At 65.9% G+C, this 23,048-nt stretch carries 23 protein-coding genes; 10 read left to right on the top strand and 13 right to left on the bottom strand.

The window, feature by feature from the left end; translation table 11 throughout:
* Positions 1–23: 23 nt before the first annotated feature.
* Both JSQ98_RS13980 and JSQ98_RS13975 read left to right on the top strand, forming a co-directional pair.
* Positions 24–422, top strand: coding sequence for an MGMT family protein (locus JSQ98_RS13980; RefSeq protein ID WP_211650219.1), 399 nt, complete (start codon positions 24–26; stop codon positions 420–422).
* Positions 419–1,312, top strand: coding sequence for a LysR substrate-binding domain-containing protein (locus tag JSQ98_RS13975; protein WP_211650217.1), 894 nt, complete (start codon positions 419–421; stop codon positions 1,310–1,312). The genes JSQ98_RS13980 and JSQ98_RS13975 overlap by 4 nt, the downstream gene beginning before the upstream one ends.
* Before the next feature lie 11 nt (positions 1,313–1,323).
* On the opposite strand, the gene ypfJ is transcribed toward JSQ98_RS13975, so the two are convergent.
* Entirely contained in the window at positions 1,324–2,214 is an 891-nt protein-coding gene (gene ypfJ, locus JSQ98_RS13970; protein WP_090146985.1) for a KPN_02809 family neutral zinc metallopeptidase, read from the bottom strand.
* A gap of 448 nt (positions 2,215–2,662) precedes the next feature.
* On the bottom strand, positions 2,663–2,851 hold the full coding sequence (locus JSQ98_RS13965) for a helix-turn-helix transcriptional regulator (RefSeq protein ID WP_211650216.1): 189 nt from the start codon (positions 2,849–2,851) through the stop codon (positions 2,663–2,665).
* 18 nt (positions 2,852–2,869) lie between these two features.
* Between JSQ98_RS13965 and JSQ98_RS13960 the strand changes: the two genes are divergently transcribed.
* On the top strand, positions 2,870–3,151 hold the full coding sequence (locus tag JSQ98_RS13960) for a helix-turn-helix domain-containing protein (RefSeq protein WP_211650215.1): 282 nt from the start codon (positions 2,870–2,872) through the stop codon (positions 3,149–3,151).
* A gap of 181 nt (positions 3,152–3,332) precedes the next feature.
* On the opposite strand, the gene JSQ98_RS13955 is transcribed toward JSQ98_RS13960, so the two are convergent.
* Positions 3,333–4,733 (bottom strand): RNA/DNA-binding domain-containing protein, encoded by a 1,401-nt coding sequence (locus JSQ98_RS13955; RefSeq protein WP_211650214.1) that lies wholly within the window; start codon positions 4,731–4,733, stop codon positions 3,333–3,335.
* Between the two features lie 83 nt (positions 4,734–4,816).
* Here JSQ98_RS13955 and JSQ98_RS13950 point away from each other — a divergent pair, with 83 nt between their 5' ends.
* The 3 genes from JSQ98_RS13950 to JSQ98_RS13940 all read left to right on the top strand — a co-directional run bounded on the left by JSQ98_RS13950 (position 4,817) and on the right by JSQ98_RS13940 (position 6,500).
* The gene (locus JSQ98_RS13950) at positions 4,817–5,107 is read left to right on the top strand and encodes a hypothetical protein (RefSeq protein WP_211650213.1); all 291 of its coding nucleotides are present in this window, start codon (positions 4,817–4,819) and stop codon (positions 5,105–5,107) included.
* Between the two features lie 188 nt (positions 5,108–5,295).
* Positions 5,296–5,922, top strand: coding sequence for a DUF2510 domain-containing protein (locus JSQ98_RS13945; protein ID WP_211650212.1), 627 nt, complete (start codon positions 5,296–5,298; stop codon positions 5,920–5,922).
* Positions 5,923–5,939: 17 nt separating this feature from the next.
* Positions 5,940–6,500: a hypothetical protein gene (locus JSQ98_RS13940; RefSeq protein ID WP_211650211.1), complete on the top strand. Its 561-nt coding sequence runs from the start codon at positions 5,940–5,942 to the stop codon at positions 6,498–6,500.
* Positions 6,501–6,551: 51 nt separating this feature from the next.
* On the opposite strand, the gene JSQ98_RS13935 is transcribed toward JSQ98_RS13940, so the two are convergent.
* The gene (locus JSQ98_RS13935; RefSeq protein ID WP_211650209.1) at positions 6,552–7,127 is read right to left on the bottom strand and encodes a hypothetical protein; all 576 of its coding nucleotides are present in this window, start codon (positions 7,125–7,127) and stop codon (positions 6,552–6,554) included.
* Between JSQ98_RS13935 and JSQ98_RS15460 the strand changes: the two genes are divergently transcribed.
* Together JSQ98_RS15460 and JSQ98_RS13925 are read left to right on the top strand one after the other, a co-directional pair.
* Positions 7,055–7,582 carry a tyrosine-type recombinase/integrase gene (locus JSQ98_RS15460; protein WP_211650554.1) on the top strand — a complete coding sequence of 176 codons (528 nt, stop codon included), beginning with the start codon at positions 7,055–7,057 and terminating at the stop codon, positions 7,580–7,582. The two genes, JSQ98_RS13935 and JSQ98_RS15460, sit on opposite strands and share 73 nt — an antisense overlap.
* Positions 7,583–7,831: 249 nt before the next feature.
* Positions 7,832–8,035, top strand: a complete 204-nt coding sequence (locus JSQ98_RS13925) for a hypothetical protein (protein WP_200329903.1) — start codon at positions 7,832–7,834, stop codon at positions 8,033–8,035.
* A 144-nt stretch (positions 8,036–8,179) separates the two neighbouring features.
* Here JSQ98_RS13925 and JSQ98_RS13920 read toward each other — a convergent pair whose 3' ends face one another.
* The 5 genes from JSQ98_RS13920 to JSQ98_RS13900 all read right to left on the bottom strand — a co-directional run bounded on the left by JSQ98_RS13920 (position 8,180) and on the right by JSQ98_RS13900 (position 18,086).
* Positions 8,180–9,097, bottom strand: a complete 918-nt coding sequence (locus JSQ98_RS13920; RefSeq protein WP_200329907.1) for a glutaminase — start codon at positions 9,095–9,097, stop codon at positions 8,180–8,182.
* 9 nt (positions 9,098–9,106) lie between these two features.
* Complete coding sequence (gene pip, locus JSQ98_RS13915; RefSeq protein WP_211650207.1) at positions 9,107–10,084, bottom strand: prolyl aminopeptidase; 978 nt, start codon at positions 10,082–10,084, stop codon at positions 9,107–9,109.
* Between the two features lie 77 nt (positions 10,085–10,161).
* Complete coding sequence (locus tag JSQ98_RS13910) at positions 10,162–12,252, bottom strand: acyl-CoA dehydrogenase family protein (RefSeq protein ID WP_200329912.1); 2,091 nt, start codon at positions 12,250–12,252, stop codon at positions 10,162–10,164.
* 243 nt (positions 12,253–12,495) lie between these two features.
* Positions 12,496–13,956 carry a DEAD/DEAH box helicase gene (locus JSQ98_RS13905; RefSeq protein WP_211650205.1) on the bottom strand — a complete coding sequence of 487 codons (1,461 nt, stop codon included), beginning with the start codon at positions 13,954–13,956 and terminating at the stop codon, positions 12,496–12,498.
* 2 nt (positions 13,957–13,958) lie between these two features.
* A complete protein-coding gene (locus tag JSQ98_RS13900) occupies positions 13,959–18,086 on the bottom strand; it encodes an efflux RND transporter permease subunit (RefSeq protein ID WP_211650203.1) in 4,128 nt (1,375 codons plus the stop codon).
* Positions 18,087–18,169: 83 nt separating this feature from the next.
* Here JSQ98_RS13900 and JSQ98_RS13895 point away from each other — a divergent pair, with 83 nt between their 5' ends.
* A complete protein-coding gene (locus tag JSQ98_RS13895) occupies positions 18,170–19,474 on the top strand; it encodes a DUF445 domain-containing protein (protein ID WP_211650201.1) in 1,305 nt (434 codons plus the stop codon).
* 74 nt (positions 19,475–19,548) lie between these two features.
* On the opposite strand, the gene JSQ98_RS13890 is transcribed toward JSQ98_RS13895, so the two are convergent.
* Positions 19,549–20,178 carry a hypothetical protein gene (locus JSQ98_RS13890; RefSeq protein WP_211650199.1) on the bottom strand — a complete coding sequence of 210 codons (630 nt, stop codon included), beginning with the start codon at positions 20,176–20,178 and terminating at the stop codon, positions 19,549–19,551.
* A 129-nt stretch (positions 20,179–20,307) separates the two neighbouring features.
* Between JSQ98_RS13890 and JSQ98_RS13885 the strand changes: the two genes are divergently transcribed.
* Positions 20,308–20,505 (top strand): DUF3073 domain-containing protein, encoded by a 198-nt coding sequence (locus tag JSQ98_RS13885; protein WP_090146959.1) that lies wholly within the window; start codon positions 20,308–20,310, stop codon positions 20,503–20,505.
* Between the two features lie 85 nt (positions 20,506–20,590).
* Here the strand turns inward: JSQ98_RS13885 and JSQ98_RS13880 are convergent, their stop codons facing one another.
* The 3 genes from JSQ98_RS13880 to JSQ98_RS13870 all read right to left on the bottom strand — a co-directional run bounded on the left by JSQ98_RS13880 (position 20,591) and on the right by JSQ98_RS13870 (position 22,997).
* Entirely contained in the window at positions 20,591–21,337 is a 747-nt protein-coding gene (locus JSQ98_RS13880; RefSeq protein WP_249290842.1) for a phosphoglyceromutase, read from the bottom strand.
* 43 nt (positions 21,338–21,380) lie between these two features.
* Entirely contained in the window at positions 21,381–22,517 is a 1,137-nt protein-coding gene (ygfZ, locus tag JSQ98_RS13875; protein ID WP_211650197.1) for a CAF17-like 4Fe-4S cluster assembly/insertion protein YgfZ, read from the bottom strand.
* Between the two features lie 183 nt (positions 22,518–22,700).
* Positions 22,701–22,997: a hypothetical protein gene (locus JSQ98_RS13870; protein WP_211650196.1), complete on the bottom strand. Its 297-nt coding sequence runs from the start codon at positions 22,995–22,997 to the stop codon at positions 22,701–22,703.
* Positions 22,998–23,048 lie beyond the last annotated feature (51 nt).

Below are 23,048 nucleotides of genomic sequence, written 5' to 3'. Positions count from 1 at the left end.
GCTCGAGCGCGTAGGCTTGAGGCATGCCCAGCGCCGAATTCGTCGAAGCGGTGCTCGACGTCGTCGCGCGCATCCCGCCCGGTCGCGTCATGACGTACGGCGATGTCGGAATCGCGGTCGGTTCCGAAGCGCCGCGCGCCGTCGGCCGAGTCATGGCGCTCTACGGCCACGGATCGCCCTGGTGGCGCGTCGTGCCCGCGAGCGGCAACCCGCCGCAGGGTCACGCGGTGCTCGCGCTCCCGCACTATGTCGACGAGGGCACCCCGATCCGCGTGACCGGAGCGCCGCGCGCCGGTACCGCAGCGGCTGCGGCGAGCGCGGAGGTCGCGCACCGCGCCGCACGCTCCGGGGAGTACCGAATCGCGCTATCGGCGGCTCGCCTCCCCTATACGCACGAGATCTACGGAGAGGTGGCGCTGTGAGCGACACGACCGCGAACGAATCCGATTCACCGACCGGCGCCGAATCCGCGCCGAGGCCGCTCCGCCTCGGGTTCGCCCGCGGCATCGCCCCGAGCAAGTGGGCGCGACGCTGGAAGGCGGCGACGCCCGGACGCAAGCTCGAACTGGTGCCGCTGGAGGTCGCGTTCGGCTCGCCGCTCGCAGCGCGCAACCAGGAGACGGCCTCCTCGGCCGCCGCGTGCGACGTGCTCATCGAGCGCACCGCGCCCGATGGCAGACCGGCGGACTCCGAGGGCGATGAGAGCCCTCGTCGCGCCATCCGGCTCTACGCAGAGTCGCTGGCACTCGTCGTGCCCGCTGACCACGAGCTCGCGGAGCAGGAATCGGTGAGTCTTGCCGAGATCGCGTTCGTCACACTGCTCGATCACCCCGACCATTTCCCGGCATGGCCTGCGCCGCAGCCGTGGGGGGATCCTGAATGGATGCCGAGGGGCCCGCGCGCTGCGCTCTCCCTCGTCGCCACCGGCGCCGGCGCCGTGCTCCTGCCCGTGCCGCTCGCACGGCACCTGATCAACAAGCGCGAGCACACGGTGCTCCCGGTCCGCCCGGAGCCGGGTGAGCGTCCGCTCGACGGTCCCGTCATCTGGGCGGTGTGGAACGTGGACCGGGACGACGCGACGGTGCAGCACCTCGCGGGCATCCTCCGGGGCCGCACAGCCAACAGCTCGCGGGAGTCGGCCCAGGAAGAGGCGAAGAGCACCGCCAGAGCCCCCCGAGTGCACGCACAGCCGAAGAAGCAGGCACCCAAGCTCAAGCCGAACTCCCGCGGCGCGCAGTTGCAGGCAGCGAAGGAGAAGGCGGAGCGCAAGAAGGCAGAGGCTCGGCAGGCCAAGCGGCGCAAGCGCCGCTGATCCGGCGTTCGCTACAGGTCGGCCGCGCTGACGTCGAAGGTGCCGCAGGCCGTCGGCCCTTGCTCGTAACCCGTCATGAACCAGCGCTGCCGCTGCTCCGAGGTGCCGTGGCTGAATCGCTCGGGGTTCACCTCGACGCCTGCGGCCTCCATGATGTGGTCGTCCCCCACCGCAGCGGCGGCGCTCATCGCGTCGTCGATCTGCTGCTGCGTCACCGGCTTGAGGTAGGTGACGCCCTGATCATCGGTGACGGTCGACGCGGCCTGCACCCAGGCCCCCGCGAAGCAATCGGCCTGCAGTTCGAGGCGCACCGAACCAGACGTTGGGCCCGTCTCGCGGCCGGCGCCCTGCAGCGAACCGATGAGGTTCGAGACGTGGTGCCCCCACTCATGCGCCAGCACGTACATCTGCGCGAGCGACCCCTCTGACGCTCCGTATTCGTTCGAGAGGGTGTCGAAGAAGGCGACGTCGATGTAGATGGTCTCATCCGCCGGGCAGTAGAAGGGGCCCGTCGATGCTGAGGCGGCCCCGCACTCGGATTGCGTCTGCCCGTCGAACAGGATCACCGGTCCTGGCGACCGATAGTTGCCGACCTCATTCGCCCAGTAGCGATCGAGAGAGTCCGCCGTGGCATTCATGCGGCACTCGTCATCGGAATTCGCGTCGACGCCGCTCTTGCAGGCGTCGAGCACGGCTTCCGACTGCTCGGAGGTGGTGCCGGCTCCGATCGCCTGCTGCACCGCCGGGGCGAACGGCGTGAGATCGAACCCGAGCAGCTGCGAGCCGAGCGCGAGCAGGAGCGCGATGCCGATGCCGCCACCTGCCACCATGCCACCGGTGCGCGCACCGCTGCGCTTTCGCACCTTGCTGTTGTCGATGCGCACGTTGTCGTTGAACGTCAAGGCTGCTCCTGTGCATGTTCGGGATTGATAGTGAGCATTGATAATACGCGGAAGTTCCGATAGCGCTTGATAGCTGATGATAGTGAGGAATTGGAACTTTTGCGGACTCCTTGCGGACTGGGGGTCGCGATTCAAACGCTCCCCTTCTCATCCCGCGTTTCAAACGCGACATGTCTCGCATGCCGTTTTGCCAACCACCGCGCGGAGTGGCTGGGATGAGCCTCCTACCGGTGGACCCCGTGCTTCGCCTGGAACTCGCGCACCATCACCTCGAGCTCATCTACGGAAGGCCCACCCGGCTTCCACGCGACCTCAGCAGCTTCGCGCGGTTCCGAGTTCATGATGCGAACCACCGCTTTCCCCAAAGCTCGTGCTGCGGTCCGCCTGCAAGATTCATATGTTTCGGTCATAGCACCCTCCTTAAAGGGGATGCAATCACCGCGCCCCCTCACGGCCGCACCTCGATTCGCGATGCTTCGATGATCGCATCGATCTCTTCCCGCTTATAGAGCGGTGCGCGTGAACCCTCGATCCGGTAGAAAGGGAACCTGCGATATTCGGAGCGGAGGTTCGCGAGGGTCTTCTGCGATAGGCCTGTCAATTCCGCGAGCTCATCGGGAGTCATCCATTCGGTCATCAGTCCAGTATCGAAGACATGGAAGACAACATCACCGCCGCAATCCGGAAGCTCGTTCGTGAGGAAGTAGCTACCCTACTCAAGCAACCGAAGCTGCCTTCCGTCGAACCCGAATCCCCGCTTCGCCAGTACTCCGTGAAGTCAGCGGCGAGACTCCTCGATGTCTCGGAGGACTACGTGCTGGCTCGAATCAAGGACGGGTCACTTCCCCGGGTTGTGGACCTTGGCGGCTCACGCGCGAAGTACCGTATCCCGATCCGGGCGCTGCAAGAGTTCATTGACTCAAAGACAATCCACTAGATGCCGATGTCGGTACCGAGTTCGGGACGGCGCGGATACTGTCAGCGCTCCCCGAGTGGCTGCCATGGGGTAGCGACCCGCATGCGCGTTTGCTCGCTTACCACCGGTGAGACTTAACTGACAGGGCACGGGCCACGCACCGGTGCCGCACGGAACTTTCAGGCGCCACCGCACGAAAGCTCTATTTAGTCTGGTTCTCGGTAAGCCTCCACGCCGCCTTGTTTCCACGTTTATTCGGCACAAGTTCGAGGCGTCCCACATCTCGCAGATGATAGAAGACTTCCTTCATCGAGTTCTCCGACCTGATGCCAGTAAGATCACGGCCAATCCTGTTGGTGATCTCCTCATTGGATTGGAGATACTCGAGAACGATTTCCTCGGGTCTCGCGAGACGCTCGTGAGGCAGCGTGACGATGAAGTAGTTGCCCTGCACCTCAAACGTCGGTTCCTTTAACCGCGCTTCGAGCATCTTCTCGCGAGCAGTCCGTAAGCCTTCGCCGATGTCTTGATTCAGAGGGCTGGGGTACTTATTCAGCAGCCGGAGGATCTTTGAGTTACGAGAAGCGCGTTCAACAAAAAGCAGTTCGAGCGTCATCCTCCCCGGCAAGCCTCCCGGGCTTTTGATCTCGACTCGATTGTCAAAGATCATCACCTGCACATCATCCGGCATGTTGTAGTCCCGGTGAATAACGGCATTGACCAGAATCTCTTTAAGGGTCTCGGGTGGATAGGACATTGGGGCGAGTGAACCGTCTGGCTGCAGGACCATGACGCCGTTGAGGATGGTTACCGTTTGTCTAAGGGCTTCCTCGATCATCGCTCTGGCCGGCCCTTCGACCGAAACTGGCGAGCCTGACAGATTCTCTCGCCGCGGCTCACCGGTGGTCCCGTAACGCGAGATCTTGATTCCACATCTGCGCGGGATGATGGCCGAAGGGTTCTCAGCGAACAGAACTGCCCCAGCAACTCGAGCCGCTCCAGACGCACGGTCCACCAAACGTTCACGCCTCAGGAATTCAGCAGGGCCGGTTGACGGCGAAAGAGTACTGAGCAGGTGACCCAGTTCAGCTTCAGTCTCCAGCTCCTCGAGATGGTATTCGGAGAGCAGTTGGTCCTCATAACTCTTCGACCCCTTTGCCAATTGCAAGTCAGTGACTTGCTGGCCAGTGATCGGCTCGGAAGATGCAATGCCCCGCACGAAGCATTTCTTGCCAGATGTGAAATGAACGTGAATCGACTTCTCTATCCGCACGAGCATCGCGAGGCCGAGGTCTTCGAGCCCCTCGATTTCCAGAACGTCAATCTCATACGCCACCGGTGGGTCCACATCACGGATCAGCGCTTCGGCTATGAAGTTTGCATCCTCTTGGCGCTCAAACCCTTCCCACCTGTCGATCCCATTGCCAGATTCGGCGTCCTCAATGCCGACAATAAATTCGCCACCCTCTGCATTCGCCAAAGCGACAGCAATTTTCTGGATCACGGCACCATTGCTCGACTTGCTCTTGTGATCCCAGAACTGAGATTCGTCACGTTCGGTCAAAGCAACAGCGTCTTCTTCACTGATGGATATCACAGACATAGCCAACAACCTACATCCACCGGTGGGCGCACCGGTGGAGAATGTTCTACCCTTATTCGAACATACTTTCGAATGGAGGAGCGATGGGAAAGCCGGCACCGATACGTCTGGACGCCGACACGTGGGCGGTGATGCGGGAAGCCACCGAGCATCCCACCGCGATCATCCACCGCGTCACCGACATGTACGGCACCGCACGCTTCCTCGTCATGAAATGGCACATGAACCCCGCCAACCAACGCATGACCGGGATCTACCCCACACTCGAGCAAGCCGATAACTCAGTGCTCTACGACCTCGCAAAGGTTAATGCGGCCGTCGCGAAGAACTCCGGACCACCCAACGGCGGCGGACCACTCCACAACATGCCCTAGAAACAGGAAAAGCCCCCTGCGACATCCCGAAGGACACCACAGAGGGCTCTGACAGTCGTTGACGCGTAGCACCACCGAATCTACCGAAGAGTAGAAGTAGCGGCAACAAGGCACGGAAAGAGGTGAACCGCGTATTTCACCCCGGCTTTCATCTATGCGGAAAGCTCAGATGATGTCAGTCTCGTTCCATGACTATGCCTCCCGCTGGTTGGTACCCCAGCCCCGAAGATCCCGCTACCAAGAAGTACTGGGATGGCTCGCAGTGGCTCGATATTCCCGCACCCGATGTTCAGCCGGCGAAGAAGCGTAGGCGGCTCTCGAAGCGTTCCATTCTGATCTTGTCGATCGTCGGCGCAATTGTTGTCCTCGGCACTACCGGCGGTCTCGTTTGGAAGAGCATCACTGACCAGAAGGAAGAAGAACGCCTCGCGTTAATCGAGGAACGCGCACAGGAGCGCGAAGCTGAGCGCGTAGCAGCGGCGGAGAAAGCCGAGGCAGAGGAAGCCGCGGCGCAGGAGAAAGTGGATGATGCGCTACGGGCGATGCGGCAAGACAGCGTGACGGGCATCGAAGAATCCGTGAAAGTAATGGCAGAGGGGCACGTGGCCGACGGCATACTCACCGGCCCCATCCTCTCGGTAAGCTGCAGCCCTACGGGGGGCGGCTCGACCGACGATCTCGACCAAAGTACTACCGTCTTCAAGTGCTTTGCTGCCAACGTCGACAATGGCGACGGGACCCTGAACGGCTACACGTACAACTCCACGATGAATTGGGAAACTGGCGAATACACTTACGGCCTCGGCGCGCCGTAACTATAGGAGAGGACATCATGGAAGTCTCTGAAGAAGTTGCTGGCCTGGGACTTCGACTAGCGGAGTTAATGGCTCGCAACGGCGCGACATTCGTCTCTGACAAAATTCGCGGTTATAAAGCCTCGGGTCGCTCCGAAGAAACGATTTCAGGCCTTGAAGAACTGGTCACGCAGCTTATTGCAGATAAGGCAGAAGTAGCCAGGATTGCCCAAGCTTACGAAGCCGAACTGGTTGCCCAGAGGCTCTCCCCCGGGGATGTCGATTACGTAACCAAGACAGTGGTACCCAAGATCGAGCAGCTGATCGAAAGCTCCGGTGGAATGGACGAAGCTACCGAGAAGCAGTTCGAGGGGGTGAAGGGCCTTCTCTCGGCCGAGACCGTGAACGTTCTGCAGCTTCTCGGTTTCAACTTTAGACAGGCGATAGGTGCTCCTCTAACAGAACTCGTAAGCAAGAAGATTCTCTCAAGTGTTGATACAAATGTTGAGTTACAGCTTGCGATAGAGAAACGACAACAGCTCCTCATGCAGCTTGCCCTCGACCCCGAGGCCACGGAACGTTTTCGTTCATTCTTCTGAAAACACAAATAGTGCCCCTCCCCGGCCATAGCCGGGGAGGGGCACTCATCGTTAGAACCCGGCTCGTCGCCGTTCTTTTGCCATTTGGTTCGAGTACTCGTCGATCTCCCGATTCGCCACTACTTGCATCGTGCCGATCAGGGCACCCTTGGTGTCAACAAGAGTGAGCTCCGTCGGCGTCTCCGTATGGACGCGCTCGATGACTGTCGTCTGAGCGGCGATCGAAGGCGCGAAGCTGCCCCGTGTCATCCCCTCAGAGAACTGCCCCGCATTGATCTGCTTCAACAGCGCACGATGCTTCGACGCTTCGGAAGCGCGAATCACTTCCTCACCCTTCGACAGGCGCACCAGAACCGAATCAGAAGTCGTCGTCCCCTGACCAAACACAGTGCCCGACGCGATACCGCCACCGATACCCGGCACTATGCCGCCCGCAGCGAGCCCAATCGTGCCGCCAACCGCATAGCCAGACGCATACCCGACCGTGCCTCCGTTCGCGTGCTTGCACTCGCCGAACAACTCCACGACCGCGGACTCATCAGCGACATCGCAGCATTCGGAGACTACCGCGACAACAGCTTCACACGCCGCACGATGCACGCCGAGCGTGCCAAGCATCAGCAGCACCAGAACGCAACACGGACGCCTCACGCACCCACCGGGCACAACGCCTACACAACCCAAGCCCCGAGCAACACTGCCGGGGCTTCGTCATTTCCGAAATCGGTACTTTCGGAGAACTTGGATACCTCTTCCCCGGCAAGCCCGGCGAGCCGCCCACCCGCGGACAGGTCGGCTACTGGTGGGCCAAGGCACGCACCGCGGCCAGTGTCGACGGCGTGCGCCTGCACGACCTCCGGCACTTCTATGCCTCGGGTCTCATTGCGAACGGCTGCGACGTCGTGACGGTGCAGCAGGCGCTCGGGCACGCGAAGGCGACGACGACCCTGAACACGTACAGCCACCTCTGGCCGACAGCCGAAGACAAGACCCGTGCTGCCGTCGGGGCAATCGCACGGACCGCTCTCGCTGCTGCTGCGGACTCCATGCGGACCGCGGACCCCGAGATCACCACAGCGTAAAGGATCGCGGCCCATTCTCGACGTTGTCGTTGAACGTCAAGGCTGCTCCTGGAGATGCGAGGGACTGTTCCCGAGCGCGTTTCGCGCGAGAGTACCGATCGTGGTGTGTAGCCGATACTAGTGAGGATTCGGACGAGCTGTGTCCCCCTGGTGCAGGAGCGAGCGCCGCACCGCCTCCTCGCTTACTCGAACGGACGCGACGAAGCAAGCGGGAGCGTGTGCACGCGCACTCCCCCTAACCTGGGAATCATGTCCGACAACGCACACTTCCGACGCCTCCCTCAGGCGATACAGCAATCGGTGACCTCGGGGCTCGACGCTGAAATCGAGGAGAGCTTTCGGCGCATCGACCGCGCGAAGCACGACCCTTCGGTTTCGGAGGCGGATGTGCGAGCGATGGAGAACGACATCGTGACCGCCGGTGAGCTGCGCCGACGTCTTACCGGCGAGTAGTGCGATGAGGGCTTGCTCAGAATCGCGCGGAACAGGCCGGTCGATACCCGATGAGCGGGGTCATTTCGGGAGCGTGTCGCGGGGCAACGCCCGGTCGGCACGCTCCCAAAGCGACCCCGCGCTCGCGTCGCTCCAGGCCGCGACCTAGAAGATCGACCAGCCGGTGCGCGACGTGAGCTCGTCGAGCGCCGCCATCCCGATGAGCGAGTTGCCGGAGGAGTCGAGTCCGGGCCCCCACACGCAGATCGAGCACACATCGGGAACGATGGCGAGAATGCCGCCGCCGACGCCCGATTTCCCGGGAAGGCCGACGCGATAGGCGAACTCGCCTGCAGCGTCGTAGAACCCCGAGGTGAGCATGACGGCGTTCACGCGCTTCGTCTGATTCCCGCTGAGCAGGTGACGGCCATCGGCGCTCTCGCCGCGTCGAGCGAGGAACGCCCCAGCCGCAGCGAGGTCCGTGCAGCTCATCGCGATCGAGCACTGTCGCACGTACCGGTCGAGCACCGCGTCCACATCGTTGATCAGGTTGCCGAAGCTCCGCAGCAGGTGCGAGATCGAGGAGTTGCGATCGGCGTGCGCGAGTTCGGACGCGGCCGTGAGCGCGTCGATCGAGATGTCGGGGTTGCCCGATTCCGTGCGCACGAAATCGAGCACGGGATCCTCCGCGTCCGGCGTCAGTGACAGCAGGTGATCGGCGACGACGAGAGCGCCCGCGTTCATGAAGGGGTTGCGCGGAATACCGCGCTTGTACTCGAGCTGCGCCAACGAGTTGAATGCCGCGCCGGAGGGCTCGCGGTCCACCCGCTGCCAGATCTCGTCGCCGTCTCCCGCCATCACCAGCGCGAGCGAGAAGACCTTCGAGATGCTCTGGATGGAGAACTCGACGTCGGCATCGCCCGACGAGACCTGGGTGCCATCGGTCATCATCACGGAGATGCCGAAGTGATCGGGGTTCACCGCGGCGAGACGGGGGATGTAGTCGGCGACGCTGCCCGAGCCGATGAGCGGTCGGACGGCCTCGTGCACATCCTCGACGAGTTCTTGGAGATCGATCGTCATCGGCGTCACTCAGGCCGTGGCGAAGCGATCGGTGGCGCGCACGAGCGCGTCGATGATGCCCGGCTCGCTCGCGGCATGACCCGCGTCGGGAATCATCTCGAACCGCGCTTCGGGCCACGCGCGGTGGAGATCCCAGGCTGTCTCCGGCGGGGTGCACGCGTCGTAGCGGCCCTGCACGATCACACCCGGGATGCGCGCGAGCCTCGCTGCGGCGTCTCGGATCAGCTGCCCCTCATCGAGCCACCCGGCGTTCGAGAAGTAGTGGTTCTCGATCCGCGCGAAGGCGACGGCACTGGCCGCGTCCTCGCGCACCTTCGCGATGCCAGCGAGATCGGGGATGAGCCGGATGGTCGAGTTCTCCCACACGGTCCAGGCGAGGCCGGCCGGCACGTGCACCGCAGGGTCCTCGTCGAACAGGCGCCGGTGGTATGCCGCAACCAGATCACCGCGCTCCGCCTCAGGGATCACCGAGAGGTACTCCTCCCACACGTCGGGGAAGAGATGCGACGCGCCGTCCTGGTAGAACCAACGGATTTCGCTCGTCCGCAGCGTGAAGATGCCGCGCAGCACGAGTTCGGTCACCCGCTCCGCGTGGGTCTGGGCGTAGGCGAGCGCGAGCGTCGAGCCCCAGGATCCGCCGAATACCTGCCACTGCTCGATGTCGAGCGACTCCCGCAGCCGTTCGATGTCGGCGACGAGATGCCAGGTGGTGTTCGATGAGAGATCGGCGTCGGGCGCGCTCGCGTGCGGCACGCTGCGGCCGCACCCGCGCTGGTCGAACAGCACGATCCGATAGCGTTCCGGATCGAAGTACCGGCGATGATCCGGAGCGCACCCTCCGCCGGGCCCTCCGTGCAGGAAGACGACCGGCTTGCCATCCGGATTCCCGCAGGTCTCCCAGTACACGGAGTGCCCGTCCCCGACATCGAGCATGCCGTGAGCGTAGGGCTCGATGGTCGGGTACAGTTCGCGCAGCGATTCGGTCATACCCCCACCCTAACGAGCAACGGTCGCGCTCGAAGTCGCATCCGGCACCCCGACTCCAGTGGGTTCCGGCGCCTCGGTCAGCTGGCTTTCGCCTGCCGGCTCTCGCGCTCGGCGGCCTGCCGCTGCTTCCGCAGCTCCTTCTCGTGCACCGGCCACGTCCCGGCGGCGCGCTGCGCCTCGACGTAGTCGTGCGCCTCCTGCTGCCGCTCCGCTTCGATCCCCGTCGCGATCTCCGCGCGCAGCAGTTCGGGGGTGAGGCCGAACGGCTCGACGAGGTCGAGCGCATGCGGGCGCAGTCGACTGATGAGCCGATCCACGTAGGCCGTGACGGATTCTGCGCGGTGGGGAGAGATACGCCCGGCCGTGAGGTACCAGGCGGCGTTGCGCTCGATGATCCCGAGACCGAACAGATCTCGCAGCCATGTCAGCACCTGTCGAGATCCCGCGTCGGCGATCTTCTCGAGCGCGTCGGTGAAGGCCTCCCACTGCAGCAGCTCACCGTGGGCGCGCGCCGCCTCGATGAGCTTGTACTGCTGCGCGTTGAAGGCGTTCTCGCTGGCGACGGCTCGGGCTCGGCCGTCTTCCTTCGGAATGCCCTTCGTCGCGTCGCGCAGAGCGAGCGCGATGTCGCCGACCATCGTCTGCACCCGATCAGCGAGCAGCTCTCGCTGCGCTTCCGGCGACCGCATGCTCTCGATCGAGCGGGCGATCTGCCCGAAATCCGCGATGCTCTGCCCGACTCGGCGCAGCCCGAACCGGCTCACGCGATCACCGATCTGATTCACGGCAGCGCGGGTGAGCGTCGCACGGTCGGCATTCTTGAACTGGGCGGCGTAGTCGCTGAGCAATCGCTTGCCGACCAGTTGCAGCAGCACGTTGTTGTCGCCCTCGAATGTCACGTAGATGTCGAGATCGGCGCGGAGACCGACGATGCGGTTCTTCGCGATGAAGCCGGCGCCGCCGCAAGCCTCGCGCGCCTCTTGCAGTGTATCGAGTGCGGCCCAGGTCGACAGCGGCTTGAACGCAGCCGCGAGCGTCTCGAGGTCCTCGCGATTCTCATCCGTGTCTTTCGCTCCTGAGAAGACCTCGTCGAAGACGGTCAGGAGGCGCTCGTCAGCGAACTGCATCGCGTACGTCTGCGCGAGGCGAGGAATCAGGCGCCGTTGGTGCAGACCGTAGTCGAGCAGCACCGTCTCACGCCCGGAGGCGCCGGGGAACTGCCGTCGCTCGCTGCCGTAGCGGATGGCGATGCCGAGAGCCGCCTGCATCGCGCGAACGGCCGACCCGTCGAGCGAGACGCGGCCCTGCACGAGCGTGCCGATCATCGTGAAGAAGCGACGCCCCGGGCTCTCGATCTCGGACGAGTAGGTGCCGTCCGGCGCGACATCGCCGTACCGGTTGAGGAGGTTCTCGCGCGGCACGCGCACGTGGGTGAAGTGCAGGCGGCCGTTGTCGATCCCGTTCAGCCCGCCCTTGACCCCGTCGTCCTCGCTGCCGACGCCGGGCAGCATCTCCCCGTCGGGGGTGCGGATCGGCACGTAGAATGCGTGCACGCCGTGATTCACCCCGCGGGTGATGAGCTGGGCGAAGACCACCGCTGCCCGTCCGTGCAGCGCCGCGTTGCCGAGGTAGTCCTTCCACGCGCCCGCGAACGGCGTGTGGATCTCGAACTCCTCCGTCGTGGCATCGTAGGTCGCGGTCGTGCCGATCGAAGCGACATCGGATCCGTGGCCGATCTCGGTCATCGCGAACGCGCCAGGGGTCTGCAGATTGATGACGTCGGGGAGCCACTGCTCGTGATGCTTGGCGGTGCCGAGATGCAGGATCGCAGCGCCGAAGAGCCCCCATTGCACGCCGCTCTTGATCTGCAGCGAAGGATCCGCGAGCACGAGCTCCTGGAATGCAGCGATGTTGCCCCCGTGGTTATCGCTCCCGCCGACGGCGGTGGGGAACGCGCGCTGGATGGCTCCGGCCTCGACGAGAATGCTCAGCTGCTCGAGGGCTCGTTCACGATGGTCGTCCATCGACTGCCCGGGAACAGTGTGCAGCCTCGGATCGGCTGCGAGCTTGCGCGACTCCAGTCGTTCCGTCTTCCATTTGCCGAGCAGCGCGTCGCTCACGGCTGCGGTGTCGATTCGGGGGTGGGACGACGAGCTGCGTTCGGCCATCGGAACTCCTTCGAGATGACAGGCGGGACGGCCCTGCTTGGCGAGCCCCGTTGATGCTGTCAGCCTAAAGTTGACCTCTGAGACTGCCAAGCGGAGCGGGTCGCACGCACAAACTGAGACGGGCCACGGCCCCGCCACCCTTGTGCACACCCTCCAAACTCAACGGAACTCAGCTGGCAATATCGTCAATCGCCGATGAGCGCAGTCCGGCGTGATGCAGGGCAGCGCGACGCGAACGAGCGGTCAGCGCAGGAACCGCTTTCCGAACCCCGGCTCCACCTCTCCGAAGAACGACGCCCCGACATCCACCTCGTCGAGCATCTCTCTCGTGCGCGCCTGGCGCGTCGGGGGAATCACGAGCACGACGCTCCCCGTCTTGCCCGCGCGCGCGGTGCGACCCGCACGGTGCAGATAGACTTTCGCGTCCTCGGGCGGATCGGCCTGCACCACCAGATCGACGTCGTCGACGTGGAGCCCTCTCGCGGCGACATCGGTGGCGACGAGCACGGACGCCTTGCCCGACGTGAACTTCGCGAGGTTGAGCTCTCGGCGCGCTTGGCTCAGGTTGCCGTGGAGCGCGGTCACCTTGAGCCCGGCCGTGGAGAGCATGTCAGCGACCTGCTCTGCGTACGCGCGAGTGCGGCAGAAGACGATGGTGCGACCGGGCGCCGACGCGAGTTCGGTGATGACCTCGTCCTTGTGCGCCCGTCGCACCACGAACACCCGGTGCTCCACCGGCATCGCCGCCGCCTCCTCGGCTTCATGGACGGCGGGATCGTCGAGGAACTCGGCGACGAGCGCCGACACCGAGGCGTCGAGGGTGGCCGAGAACAGCAGCCGCTGACCGCCGCGAGCCGTCTGACGCAGAACGCGCTGCACGGGCTCCAGGAAGCCGAGGTCGCACATGTGGTCCGCCTCATCGATGACCGAGACGAGCACCTCCCGCAGGTCGAGACGCCGGCGGGTGACGAGATCCTCCACCCGACCCGGGGTTCCGATCACGATGTCGACGCCGCGCTGCAGCGCGTGGATCTGCGGGTCCACCGGCACGCCGCCGACGAGCTGAGCGGTGTAGAAGCCAACGGAACGCGCGAGCGGCTGCACCGTGCGATCGATCTGGAGCGCGAGCTCGCGCGTCGGGGCGAGGATCAGCGCCTTCGGCTTTCTGGTGGCGAGACGCGTGTCGCGCACGCCGCGCTGCTTCTTCGCCGCGGACGGCTTCGGGTCCGACGCGAAGGCGCCCTGAGCTTTCAGCCGCAGAAGACGCTCGACCAGAGCAGCGCCGAAGGCGATCGTCTTGCCCGACCCGGTTCGGGCACGGCCGAGCACGTCATGACCGTCGATCGCGTCGGGAATCGTCGCCGCCTGAATGGGAAACGGCCGATCCGCCCCGAGCTCGCCGAGGACCCGGACGAGATTGCCGCCGAGCCCGAGATCACCGAAGGCGAGACCGGCCACGTCGGCTGCTGTGGTGCGTCGAGCGTCAAGACGTTGCGCCGGAACCGCACGCCTGGGCTGAGCGGGCGACGACGCTGCGCGCTCCTTCGTCGGCGCGGGCGCGTCCTTCTCGGCTCGCTTGGCGCGCTCCACGGGTGCGACTCCAGGCTCGGTCCGGCGTCCACGATGCCCGCCGGCTCCCTTCGGTTTCCGGTTGGGATCGTAGTTGGCGGGCGGCTTGAAGCCGCCGCGTCGCTTCTGCGCCATGGTTAGCGGGTCTCCCCCGGGTCGGTGCGCGGGCGGGGATCCCGTCCGTCGGTCTCGGTGGCGTCAGTGGCGGGCTCCGCTTCGTCGACCTCCTGCGTCGCCTGCCACATGAGCTGCTCCCAGTCGAGCTCTCCCGTAATCGGGGGCGCCGGTTCGCTCGGCTCCACATCCGTCTCGATCTCCGCCTCCGCCTCGACCTCGTCGTCGGAGCCTGTCGATACGTCCGAAACGGGTGACGCGTCGGTGAGGCTCTCGACCGCCGGATCGCGAGCGGCGTCGGCCGCGAAGAGCCGGCTCACGGGGGGAACGTCGGGCGCGGGCGGCGAGGAGGACGCGTGATCCGCCCCGTCGACCGCTCCGAGATCGGTCAGCGGGTTGTCATCCCCGGTGAAGCCGAGTCGATCCAGATCGAGCGACATCTGCTGCGTGGACGGCCCCATCGGCTCGTTCACGGTCGCCGGCTCGATGGTGACGGGAGCGTCTTCGGAATCCGACGGGGTCTCCTCAGAGAGATCTGCGGTGCGTCCCGCTGCATGTTCGGCGGCGGGCACTGCCTCGGGCAGGAGTCCCGGCGACTCTGCGATTCCGTGGGCGGGGGTCTCGTCAGGCACGACCAGCGCCTGCTCCGGGTACGCGGTGTCGCTGTCGCGCGATACCGCGGGAACCGGCTCGGGCGGGGCGATGACGGGATCGATGCCCGGCACCGATGTCGCGTCGTCGTCGTCGGCAGGCTCGACGTCGAGGGCGTCTTCGAGGCGACCCTCACCGTGGTCGGCATGCGACGTGTGTGCGGCAACGCCTCCGGTCGCCGCGCCCGCACCGGTCACCGCAGCCGCACCGGCCACCGCAGCCGCACCGGCCGCTCCACCCGCACCAGCGAGCGCCGCAGCCGGGACGGGGCCGAGCGCCGGGCCTCGACGGCGATTCGACGGGCCGCCGCGACGGGGCCCGCGCTCGCGGCGGCGTTCCACGAGGTAGTACAGCGTCGGGAGCACGACGAGCGTCAACACGGTCGAGGAGAGCAGACCGCCGATCACCACGACCGCGAGCGGCTGGGAGATGAAGCCGCCCTTTCCGGTGATGCCGAGCGCCATCGGGGTGAGCGCGAGGATCGTGGCGAGCGCCGTCATCACGATCGGGCGGAGTCGCTGCAGGGATCCGTGCAGCACGGCATCGCGGAGGGCGTCTCCGCGCATTCGATACTGATTCACGAGGTCGATGAGCACGATCGCGTTCGTCACGACGATGCCGATGAGCATGAGCACACCGATCAGCGACGCGACGCCCAGCGGGATGCCGGTGACGATGAGCAGCAGGATAGCCCCCGTCGCAGCGAAGGGCACGGAGATCAGGAGCAGCAGCGGTTGCAGCAGGCTGCGGAAGGTCGCGACCATCACCACGTACACGATGAGGATGGCGGCTAGCAGCGCGAGTCCGAGCTGCTGGAAGGCATCGGCCTGCTGCGAGAGCACGCCTCCGACGCTCGCGCTCGCACCCGCGGGAAGTTCGAGGGTCTCGAGCGCGGCAGTGACCTCGGCGCTCGCCGTGCCGAGGTCGTCGCCCTTCGGCAACGCCGATACGGTGACGGATCGCACGCCGTCCTCCGTGCGCACGGTCACCGGCCCGTCCGCGACCTCCACGAGGGCGAGGCTGCTCAGCGACTGCGGGCCGGTCGCGGTCTGGATCGTGAGCGCGGCGACGCCTGCCGGATCCGTCGGCGCCACAGCGTTCGCGAGGTACACCGAAACGGTGTCGGCGTCCATCGTGATCGTACCGATCTGAGCGGGCTGCATCTGCTGCGCGACCTGGCCGGCGACGCCCGCCTCGGTAAGGCCGGCCTGCGCCGCGAGCGTGCGGTCGACCGCGATGCGGAGGAACTCGCGCGATGCACCCAGGTCGCTCTCGACCTGCTGCAGACTGCTCTCGTCCTGCAGTGCGGCGACGACTGCGTCACTCGCTTCGGCCAGGGTCTCCTGATCCGGGGCCGTGACGTCGACCTCGATCGCACTGGACGAGGTCACGCCTCCTCCTGACTGCCCCAGCGAGAACTCCCCGGCGCCCTCGAGCTGGTCCACGGCGGCGCGGATGTCGTCTTGCACGCGAGCCTGGTCGGCGTCCGGGTCAGTCGTGATCGCGTAGTTCACGGCGCCATCGCCGCCGCCGCCGCCGAACAGCGCTCCGGCTCCGCCTGCGCTGCCGATCGTCACCTGCACGCTCTCGATCGCGGAGACCTCGTTCAACGCCTGCTCGACGTCCTCCGCCTGTGCGAGCTGCGCCTCGAGACTGGTGCCTGGCGCGAGGTTCTGCACGAGCCCGACCGAGTTCTGCTCGTCGGATCCGAGGAAGCTCGTCTTCATGAACGGGCTCGCGGCGATCGTCCCGGCGAACACGACGACCGCGATGAGCAGCGTGATCGCCGGGCGACGCAGGGTCCACTCGATGATGGGTCGGTACCGACGCTGCAACGCCGTCGGGTGCGCATCGATCTCCGCACCGGAGCTGCGCGGCTGCTCGTCGACGACGGCACCCGCGCCGGTGTCGACGCCGCTCCCGGCGGTGACGAACCCGCGTCGACGCCGCGACGGGCCCGTGCGCAGGAACCAGTAGGCGAGCACCGGCACGATCGTGAGCGACACGAGCAACGACGCGACCAGAGCGATCGTCACCGTGAATGCGAACGGCCGGAAGAGCTCGCCCACCATTCCCGCGACGAAGGCCATCGGCAGGAAGACGGCGACGGTCGTCACGGTCGACGCCGTGATCGCTCCAGCCACCTCTCGCACGGCGCCGATGATCACCGCCGACCGCTCCCCTCCATCGGCGAGGTGGCGCTTGATGTTCTCGATCACGACGATCGAATCGTCGACGACGCGACCGATCGAGATCGTCAAGGCGCCCAGCGTGAGCAGATTGAGCGTGTAATCGGCGAAGTTCAGGCCAACGAAGGTGAGCAGCACCGAGGTCGGAATCGAGATCGCCGTCACGAGCGTCGCTCGGATCGACATCAGGAAGACGAGGATCACGAGCACCGCGAAGACGAGCCCCAGCAGGCCTTCTGTGGTGAGTGTCTCGATCGACTGCTCGACGTACGGCGCCTGATCGAAGATCACGGTCAGCTTCGCGCCGCCGAGCTGATCCTGCAGCTCATCGAGCTTCTCCTGCACGGCGTGCGAGACGTCCACCGTATTCGCCGCAGAGGTCTTCGTGACGCCGATCGTCAGCGCCGGCGCGCCGTCCACTCGCGAGATGCTCTGCTCCGGCCCGGGCTCGAGACGGACGTCGGCGACCGCGCCGATCGTCACCGGCGCGGCGGGCGCCGCTGCCTCGCCGTCGAGCTGACCGGGGGATTGCGGAGCCTGCTGCTGCGCAGCCAGCTGCTCGGCGCCCAGCGCTATGGGGAGCGCGGCGATCTCATCGGCCGATTCGAGCTCGGTGCCCGCTTGCACGGCGAGGGTTCGATCCCCCTCGGTCACCGATCCTGCAGCGATCAGCACGCCGCTCTGCTGCAGCGTGTCGGTGATGGACTGCGGGCTCAGACCCTGTGCCGCGAGGGCTTCGAGATTCGGCTGGATCGTGACCCGCTCGGGTCGTGCGCCGCTCAGCTGCGCGTCGCGAACGCCGTCGAGGTCTGAGAGGTCGGGGATCGCGGTGCGCTCGACCAGTGCCGCGGTCGACTGCAGGTCCTCCCCTTCGGCGGGAGTCACCGCGATCTGGATCACGGGGAAGTCATCGATGGTGCCGGAGAGCACTTGCGTGTCCGCGGCTTCCGGGAGCACCTGGGAGATGCGGCTGATCGCCCGCTCGACCTTCTGCTCCGTCGAGGCGAGATCGACGCCATAGGTGAACTCTGCGAGCACCGTCGACGTCCCCGTGCTCGACGTCGCCGAAGAGGTCTCGAGCTGCGGCACTCCGCGCAAGGCGGTCTCGATCGGCATCGAGACGTCGTTGTTGACGACCTCAGGAGAAGCGCCCGGGTAGCTCGTCACCACCGCGATGGTCGGGAACTGCACCGACGGCATGAGTTCTTGCTTGAGCGATCCGGCTCCGATCACCCCGAACACGGCTGCGACGATCGTGACGAGCGCGATCAGCGCGCGGTTCTTGAGGCTCAGCGCCGTAAGGAGGTGCATGGGCTTGATTATCCCATGCAGCACCCGCTCCCGATGCGGCACCGGTGTGGCCTCTCGCGCGCCGGAGGGGAGATAATACTGGAATGCCGCAGCCCCGCACCCGCCGAACGCTCGGTGCCGTATCCCCCGTCGACTTCCAGCGCCTCGCCGAATTGAGACGCATGCAGGCCATCGCCGTCGGCCTGCTCATCGCGATGGCGGTGCTCTTCGTGGTCTCATTCATCTTGCAGTCGCGCTTCCCCGGTTGGGGCTTCGTCCGCGCCGCGAGCGAAGGAGGAATGGTCGGCGCCCTTGCCGATTGGTTCGCCGTCACCGCACTGTTCCGGCATCCTCTCGGGATCAAGATCCCGCACACCAATCTCATCTCGCAGAAGAAGGACGACATCGGCGAGGGGCTCGGCTCCTTCGTCGAGGAGAACTTCCTCGCCGAGGACGTCGTGCACGACAAGCTCTCCCAGATCAGCGGAGCGCGGCGGGCCGGTGAATGGCTCGTGGAACGTCAGAACGCCGAGCGGGTGAGCGCCATGGTGGCGACTGCGAGCCTCGGCGCGCTCGCGGTGCTCGATGACGACGATGTGCAGGAGCTTCTCGAGGTGCTCGTGCGTCGCCACGTCATCGATCCCGAATGGAGCCCGCTGCTCGGGCGAGCGGCGGAATCCTTCGTCGCCGGAGGCCACCACGAGGCGCTGCTCGACATCGCCGCCGAGCGCCTCGAAGGGTGGCTCGTGGAGCATCCGGACGCGTTCGACCGCGTCGTCTCGTCGCGGCTGCCGTCGTGGATGCCGGGCATCGTCGACCGCTTCGTCGACCACCGTCTGCACACCGAGACCGTTCGCTTCGTGCAGAGCGTCGCCGCCGAGCGCGATCATCCCTTCCGCATCGCCATGAGCAAGTTCCTGTCCGACCTCGCGGGAGACCTGCAGTCGCAGGAGCGCTTGCAGGGGCAGCTCGAAGCGTTCAAGCACGGCGTCTTCGACAGCCCGCGCATCAGGGCGCTCGCGCAGAGCACGTGGCAGACCGCTCGCGCCGCCATCGTCGAGATGCTCGAAGACGCCGAGAGCGATCTGCGCACTCGCATGGTGCGCGCTGCGCAGGACTTCGGGCTCAAGCTGCAGGAGGATGCGACGCTGCAGTACAAGATCGACGTCTGGGTGATGGAAGTCGTCGAGCGTCTCGTGCGCACGTACCGGCACGACCTCGCCAACGTCATCTCAGAGACCGTGCAGCGGTGGGATGCACGGGAGGCGGCGGAGAAGATCGAGCTCCAGGTCGGCAAGGATCTGCAGTTCATCCGCATCAACGGCACCGTGGTCGGCTCGCTCGCCGGCCTCGCCATCTACGCGATGGCGACCCTCGTGATCGCGCCCCTTGCCGGTATCTCCCACTAGCCGCCGACCGGATCGCGGACGCGTCGCACGCGCCCCCCGCACGCCCCGTCTCCCCTGCAGCGGGAGGGATCGCCTCACTCGTAGGCGATCGGGAGCAGGAGGTCCTGCACGCGATCCGCGGCGGCAGTGTGGTCGGCGCGCGTCGCGATCGCGCATCGCGTCTCCCGGCAGTCGAGGCCTTCTCCCGACGCTTCGGGCATGGTGAGCATCACCGAGAAGTCGCCCGCGGTTGCATCCGCGTACCGGTGCGTCGCGAAATTGCGCCAGGCCCAGTCGTTCGTCACCCATGCGCTCGTCAGCTGGGAGTCGTCCACGTCACCGGTCTCGGCGCCCTCCGGTATCCCTCCGAGGCAGGGTCCTGGTTTCTCACCGGTCACCTCGGGAATCGCGCAGACCGCGACGTATATGCCGATACCGGCATCGAAGCCGGAGCCCTCGATCCGGATCGCTTCACCCGGCTTCACCGCGTCGAGCTTCGCCGGCCCGTTCTCGTCGAAGGCGCTCAGCGTTCTCACTCGCCCATCCGCGCCACGCGCGGACGTCTCGGGCACGATGTCCGCGGGAATCTCCTGACCGGAGCCCCCTGCACTGCGATGGAGCAGGATGGGCGCGGTCACGGCGACGACTGCGACCAGCACCAGAGCGGCCACGATCAGGAGCGCGACGAGCACGATTCTGGAGGGGCGGACGCGCGTCGAAGACATGTCCACATGCTAACGCGCTGCGTTCGTCGCGCAGGTTCATCATGCTAGAATCTGCACCATACGTCTATGAACTGGTATCTGCCTCGGGGATCACATCTCGCGGGGCCCGACTGTGTAAGGGGGTCACGCATGGGGCGCGGCCGTCAGAAGGCAAAGCACACCAAGGTCGCCAGGGAGCTGAAGTATTTCAGCCCCGACACGAACTACTCTGCGCTGCAACAGGAACTCTCAGCGGCTGAGGCTGCAGAGGCGTCTCGAGTGCGAGAGGAAGACCCTTGGGCGGAATATGCCAGTAAGTACAACGCGGACGATGACGACGAGGATTGATTCTCGGTTCGCACAGCGCGCTTCGGCTTGACGAGTAAGGGCCCCTCCGACAGGAGGGGCCCTTACTCGTAGCTTGAGTGGGTGATCAGGCGCCCTTGCCCTGCGCGGCGACGGCTGCCGCTCCGGCTGCAGCGGCTTCCGGGTCGAGGTAGCGTCCCGCGCCGTTCGGCGTCCCATCCGCGTTGATGTTGTAGATGAGCGGCATACCCGTCGGGATGTTCACCCCGGCGATGTCGGTGTCCGAGATCCCGTCGAGGTGCTTCACGAGTGCGCGGAGTGAATTGCCGTGCGCGGTGACGAGCACCGTCTTGCCGGCGTTCAGGTCGGGCAGAATGCTCTGCTCCCAGTAGGGCAGCATGCGATCGATCACGTCGGCGAGGCACTCGGTCCTCGGTCGCTCACCGTCGATGTCGGCATAGCGCGGATCGTCGGCCTGCGACCACTCGCTCGCGTCGTCGAGCGCGGGGGGCGGGGTGTCGAACGAACGCCGCCACTCCATGAACTGCTCCTCGCCGTACTTCTCCAGCGTCTCAGCCTTGTCGAGGCCCTGCAGGGCGCCGTAATGCCGCTCGTTGAGACGCCACGAACGACGAACCGGGACCCAGAGCCGATCGGCGCTGTCGAGTGCGAGGTGAGCCGTCTGAATCGCGCGGCTCAGCAGCGAGGTGTGCAGCACATCGGGGAGCAGCCCTGCCTCGGCGAGCAGCTCGCCTCCGCGCTTCGCCTCGGCGCGCCCCTGGTCGGTGAGCCGCACATCGACCCAGCCGGTGAACAGGTTCTTCTGGTTCCACTCGCTCTGCCCGTGACGGAGCAGGATCAACGTATTCGTCATGCTCACCAGTCTATGGGGAGACCACCGCTCCCCGCCGCGCGGCTCATAGACGTTTCAACCGCGGCACCGAGCGTGCAGCGCCGGCGCTCGACGGAACGATAACCTCCTGCGTTGCGGCGATCGGGTCGCCCGGCGCGGCCTGCGGGTCGGCGCCCTCCGGGCCGCCGCGGACTTCGAGTGCGACGTCTTCGGCGACGGATCGCTTGAGCAGTGCGAGAGCGATGCCGCCCCACTCGTGGTGCAGCGCGGCGCGCGTGACGCGGCCGACCGGCCGTGCCCCCGGCTCGTTGGCCGAACCCGGCCCGGCGAACACGAGCGCTCCGGCCACCGGCAGCTCACCGCCGGTGCCGTCGAGGTGGAGCAACGCGAGACGACGGGGCGGATGCCCCAGGTTGTGCACTTTCGCCACGGTCTCCTGACCGCGGTAGCAGCCCTTCGTGAGGTGGACGGCGGTGCGCAACCAATCGAGCTCGTGCGGAATCGTGCGTTCATCGACGTCCCCCGCCTGCGAGGGTCGCCACGCTCGCACCTCGAGCGCATCGAGTGCGAGCACGCCCGCTGCGCGCACGGCACCGCGGGTCACGAGGTCGACCACGGATGCGAGGCGTTCGCGTTCGAAGACGAAGTGGGTGGCCGACCAGTGCGCACCCGCGTGCTCCGCATCGTCCCGGGCGTACTGCACGCCTCCGCGTGCCACCGCGGACCAGGGGTCTCGCCACTCGACCGCAGGTCCGAGGCCGTGCAGGGCGTCGCGTGCGTCGCCCTCGAAGGCGAGCACCGTCGCGTACTTCTCGCTGCGGTCCTCCACCTCGACGCGCAATGCGAAGCGCATTCGCGTGAGGAACGCGGCAAGGGGGGCCGCTGAGCCGGCGTCGACCAGCAGCCACGTCCGCTCACCGTCATCGACGACGCGCACGGCGCGCTCGATTCGCCCGTTCGGGTCGAGCAGAAGCGTCTCGGTGCTCTCGCCCGGTCGGAGCGCGAGCAGATGCTGACTCGTCATGGAGTGCAGCCAACTCAGTCGATCCGCCCCCGATACGACGACAATGCCGTGATGCGAGAGGTCGACGATTGCGCCGCCCGCTTCCAGCGCTCGCTGCTCGAGCAGCGGCTCGCCGTAGTGCGACGCCACGCCCTCGTCCGATGCAACGCGCCCCGGCAGCTCGGAGAACGGCGTCACGTCGACTCCGCGCCCCTCGGCGTCGCTCTCGAGAACGCTCAGCGCTGTCCCTTGAAGAGCTTGTAGATGACCGTGCCCGACACCCAGGCGATCGCGAGTGAGGCCAGGCCGAGCAGGCCGAGGTAGAAGAGTTCGAGCGCGAGAAGCATGACGACAGTCTACATCGCCTGTGCGACTTCTCGGTTAGAGGACGAGTCCGACTACGTCGATGATCGCGATGATGGCCACCGAACCTGCCACGCTGAACGAGACACGCGTGATGAAGCCTTCGCGCTGCGCGGTGCCGAGTTGCAGTGCGAACGTCACGAGCGCGGAGACTCCCACCGCGAGCACGAGCCACGAGAAGCGTTCTTCTGGCGCGGTGAGCAGGGTGACGAGCGTGCCCATGACGGCCGCCGCCGCCCACGCGAGGATCAGCCGCGGTACGTGCCAGGAGTGCGCATCGGGCATCTCCGCGGTCTCGGGGGGCATCTCGGTCATTGCGCCATTCTTCCACACGCCGCGAAACAGCCCGGCGAGCTCGAAACACTC

The organism is Leucobacter manosquensis (assembly GCF_018304845.1).
Taxonomy (GTDB): Bacteria; Actinomycetota; Actinomycetes; order Actinomycetales; family Microbacteriaceae; genus Leucobacter; species Leucobacter alluvii.
The sequence above is the reverse complement of the archived record's forward strand: the minus strand, read 5'-3'. Positions and strand labels throughout refer to the sequence as shown.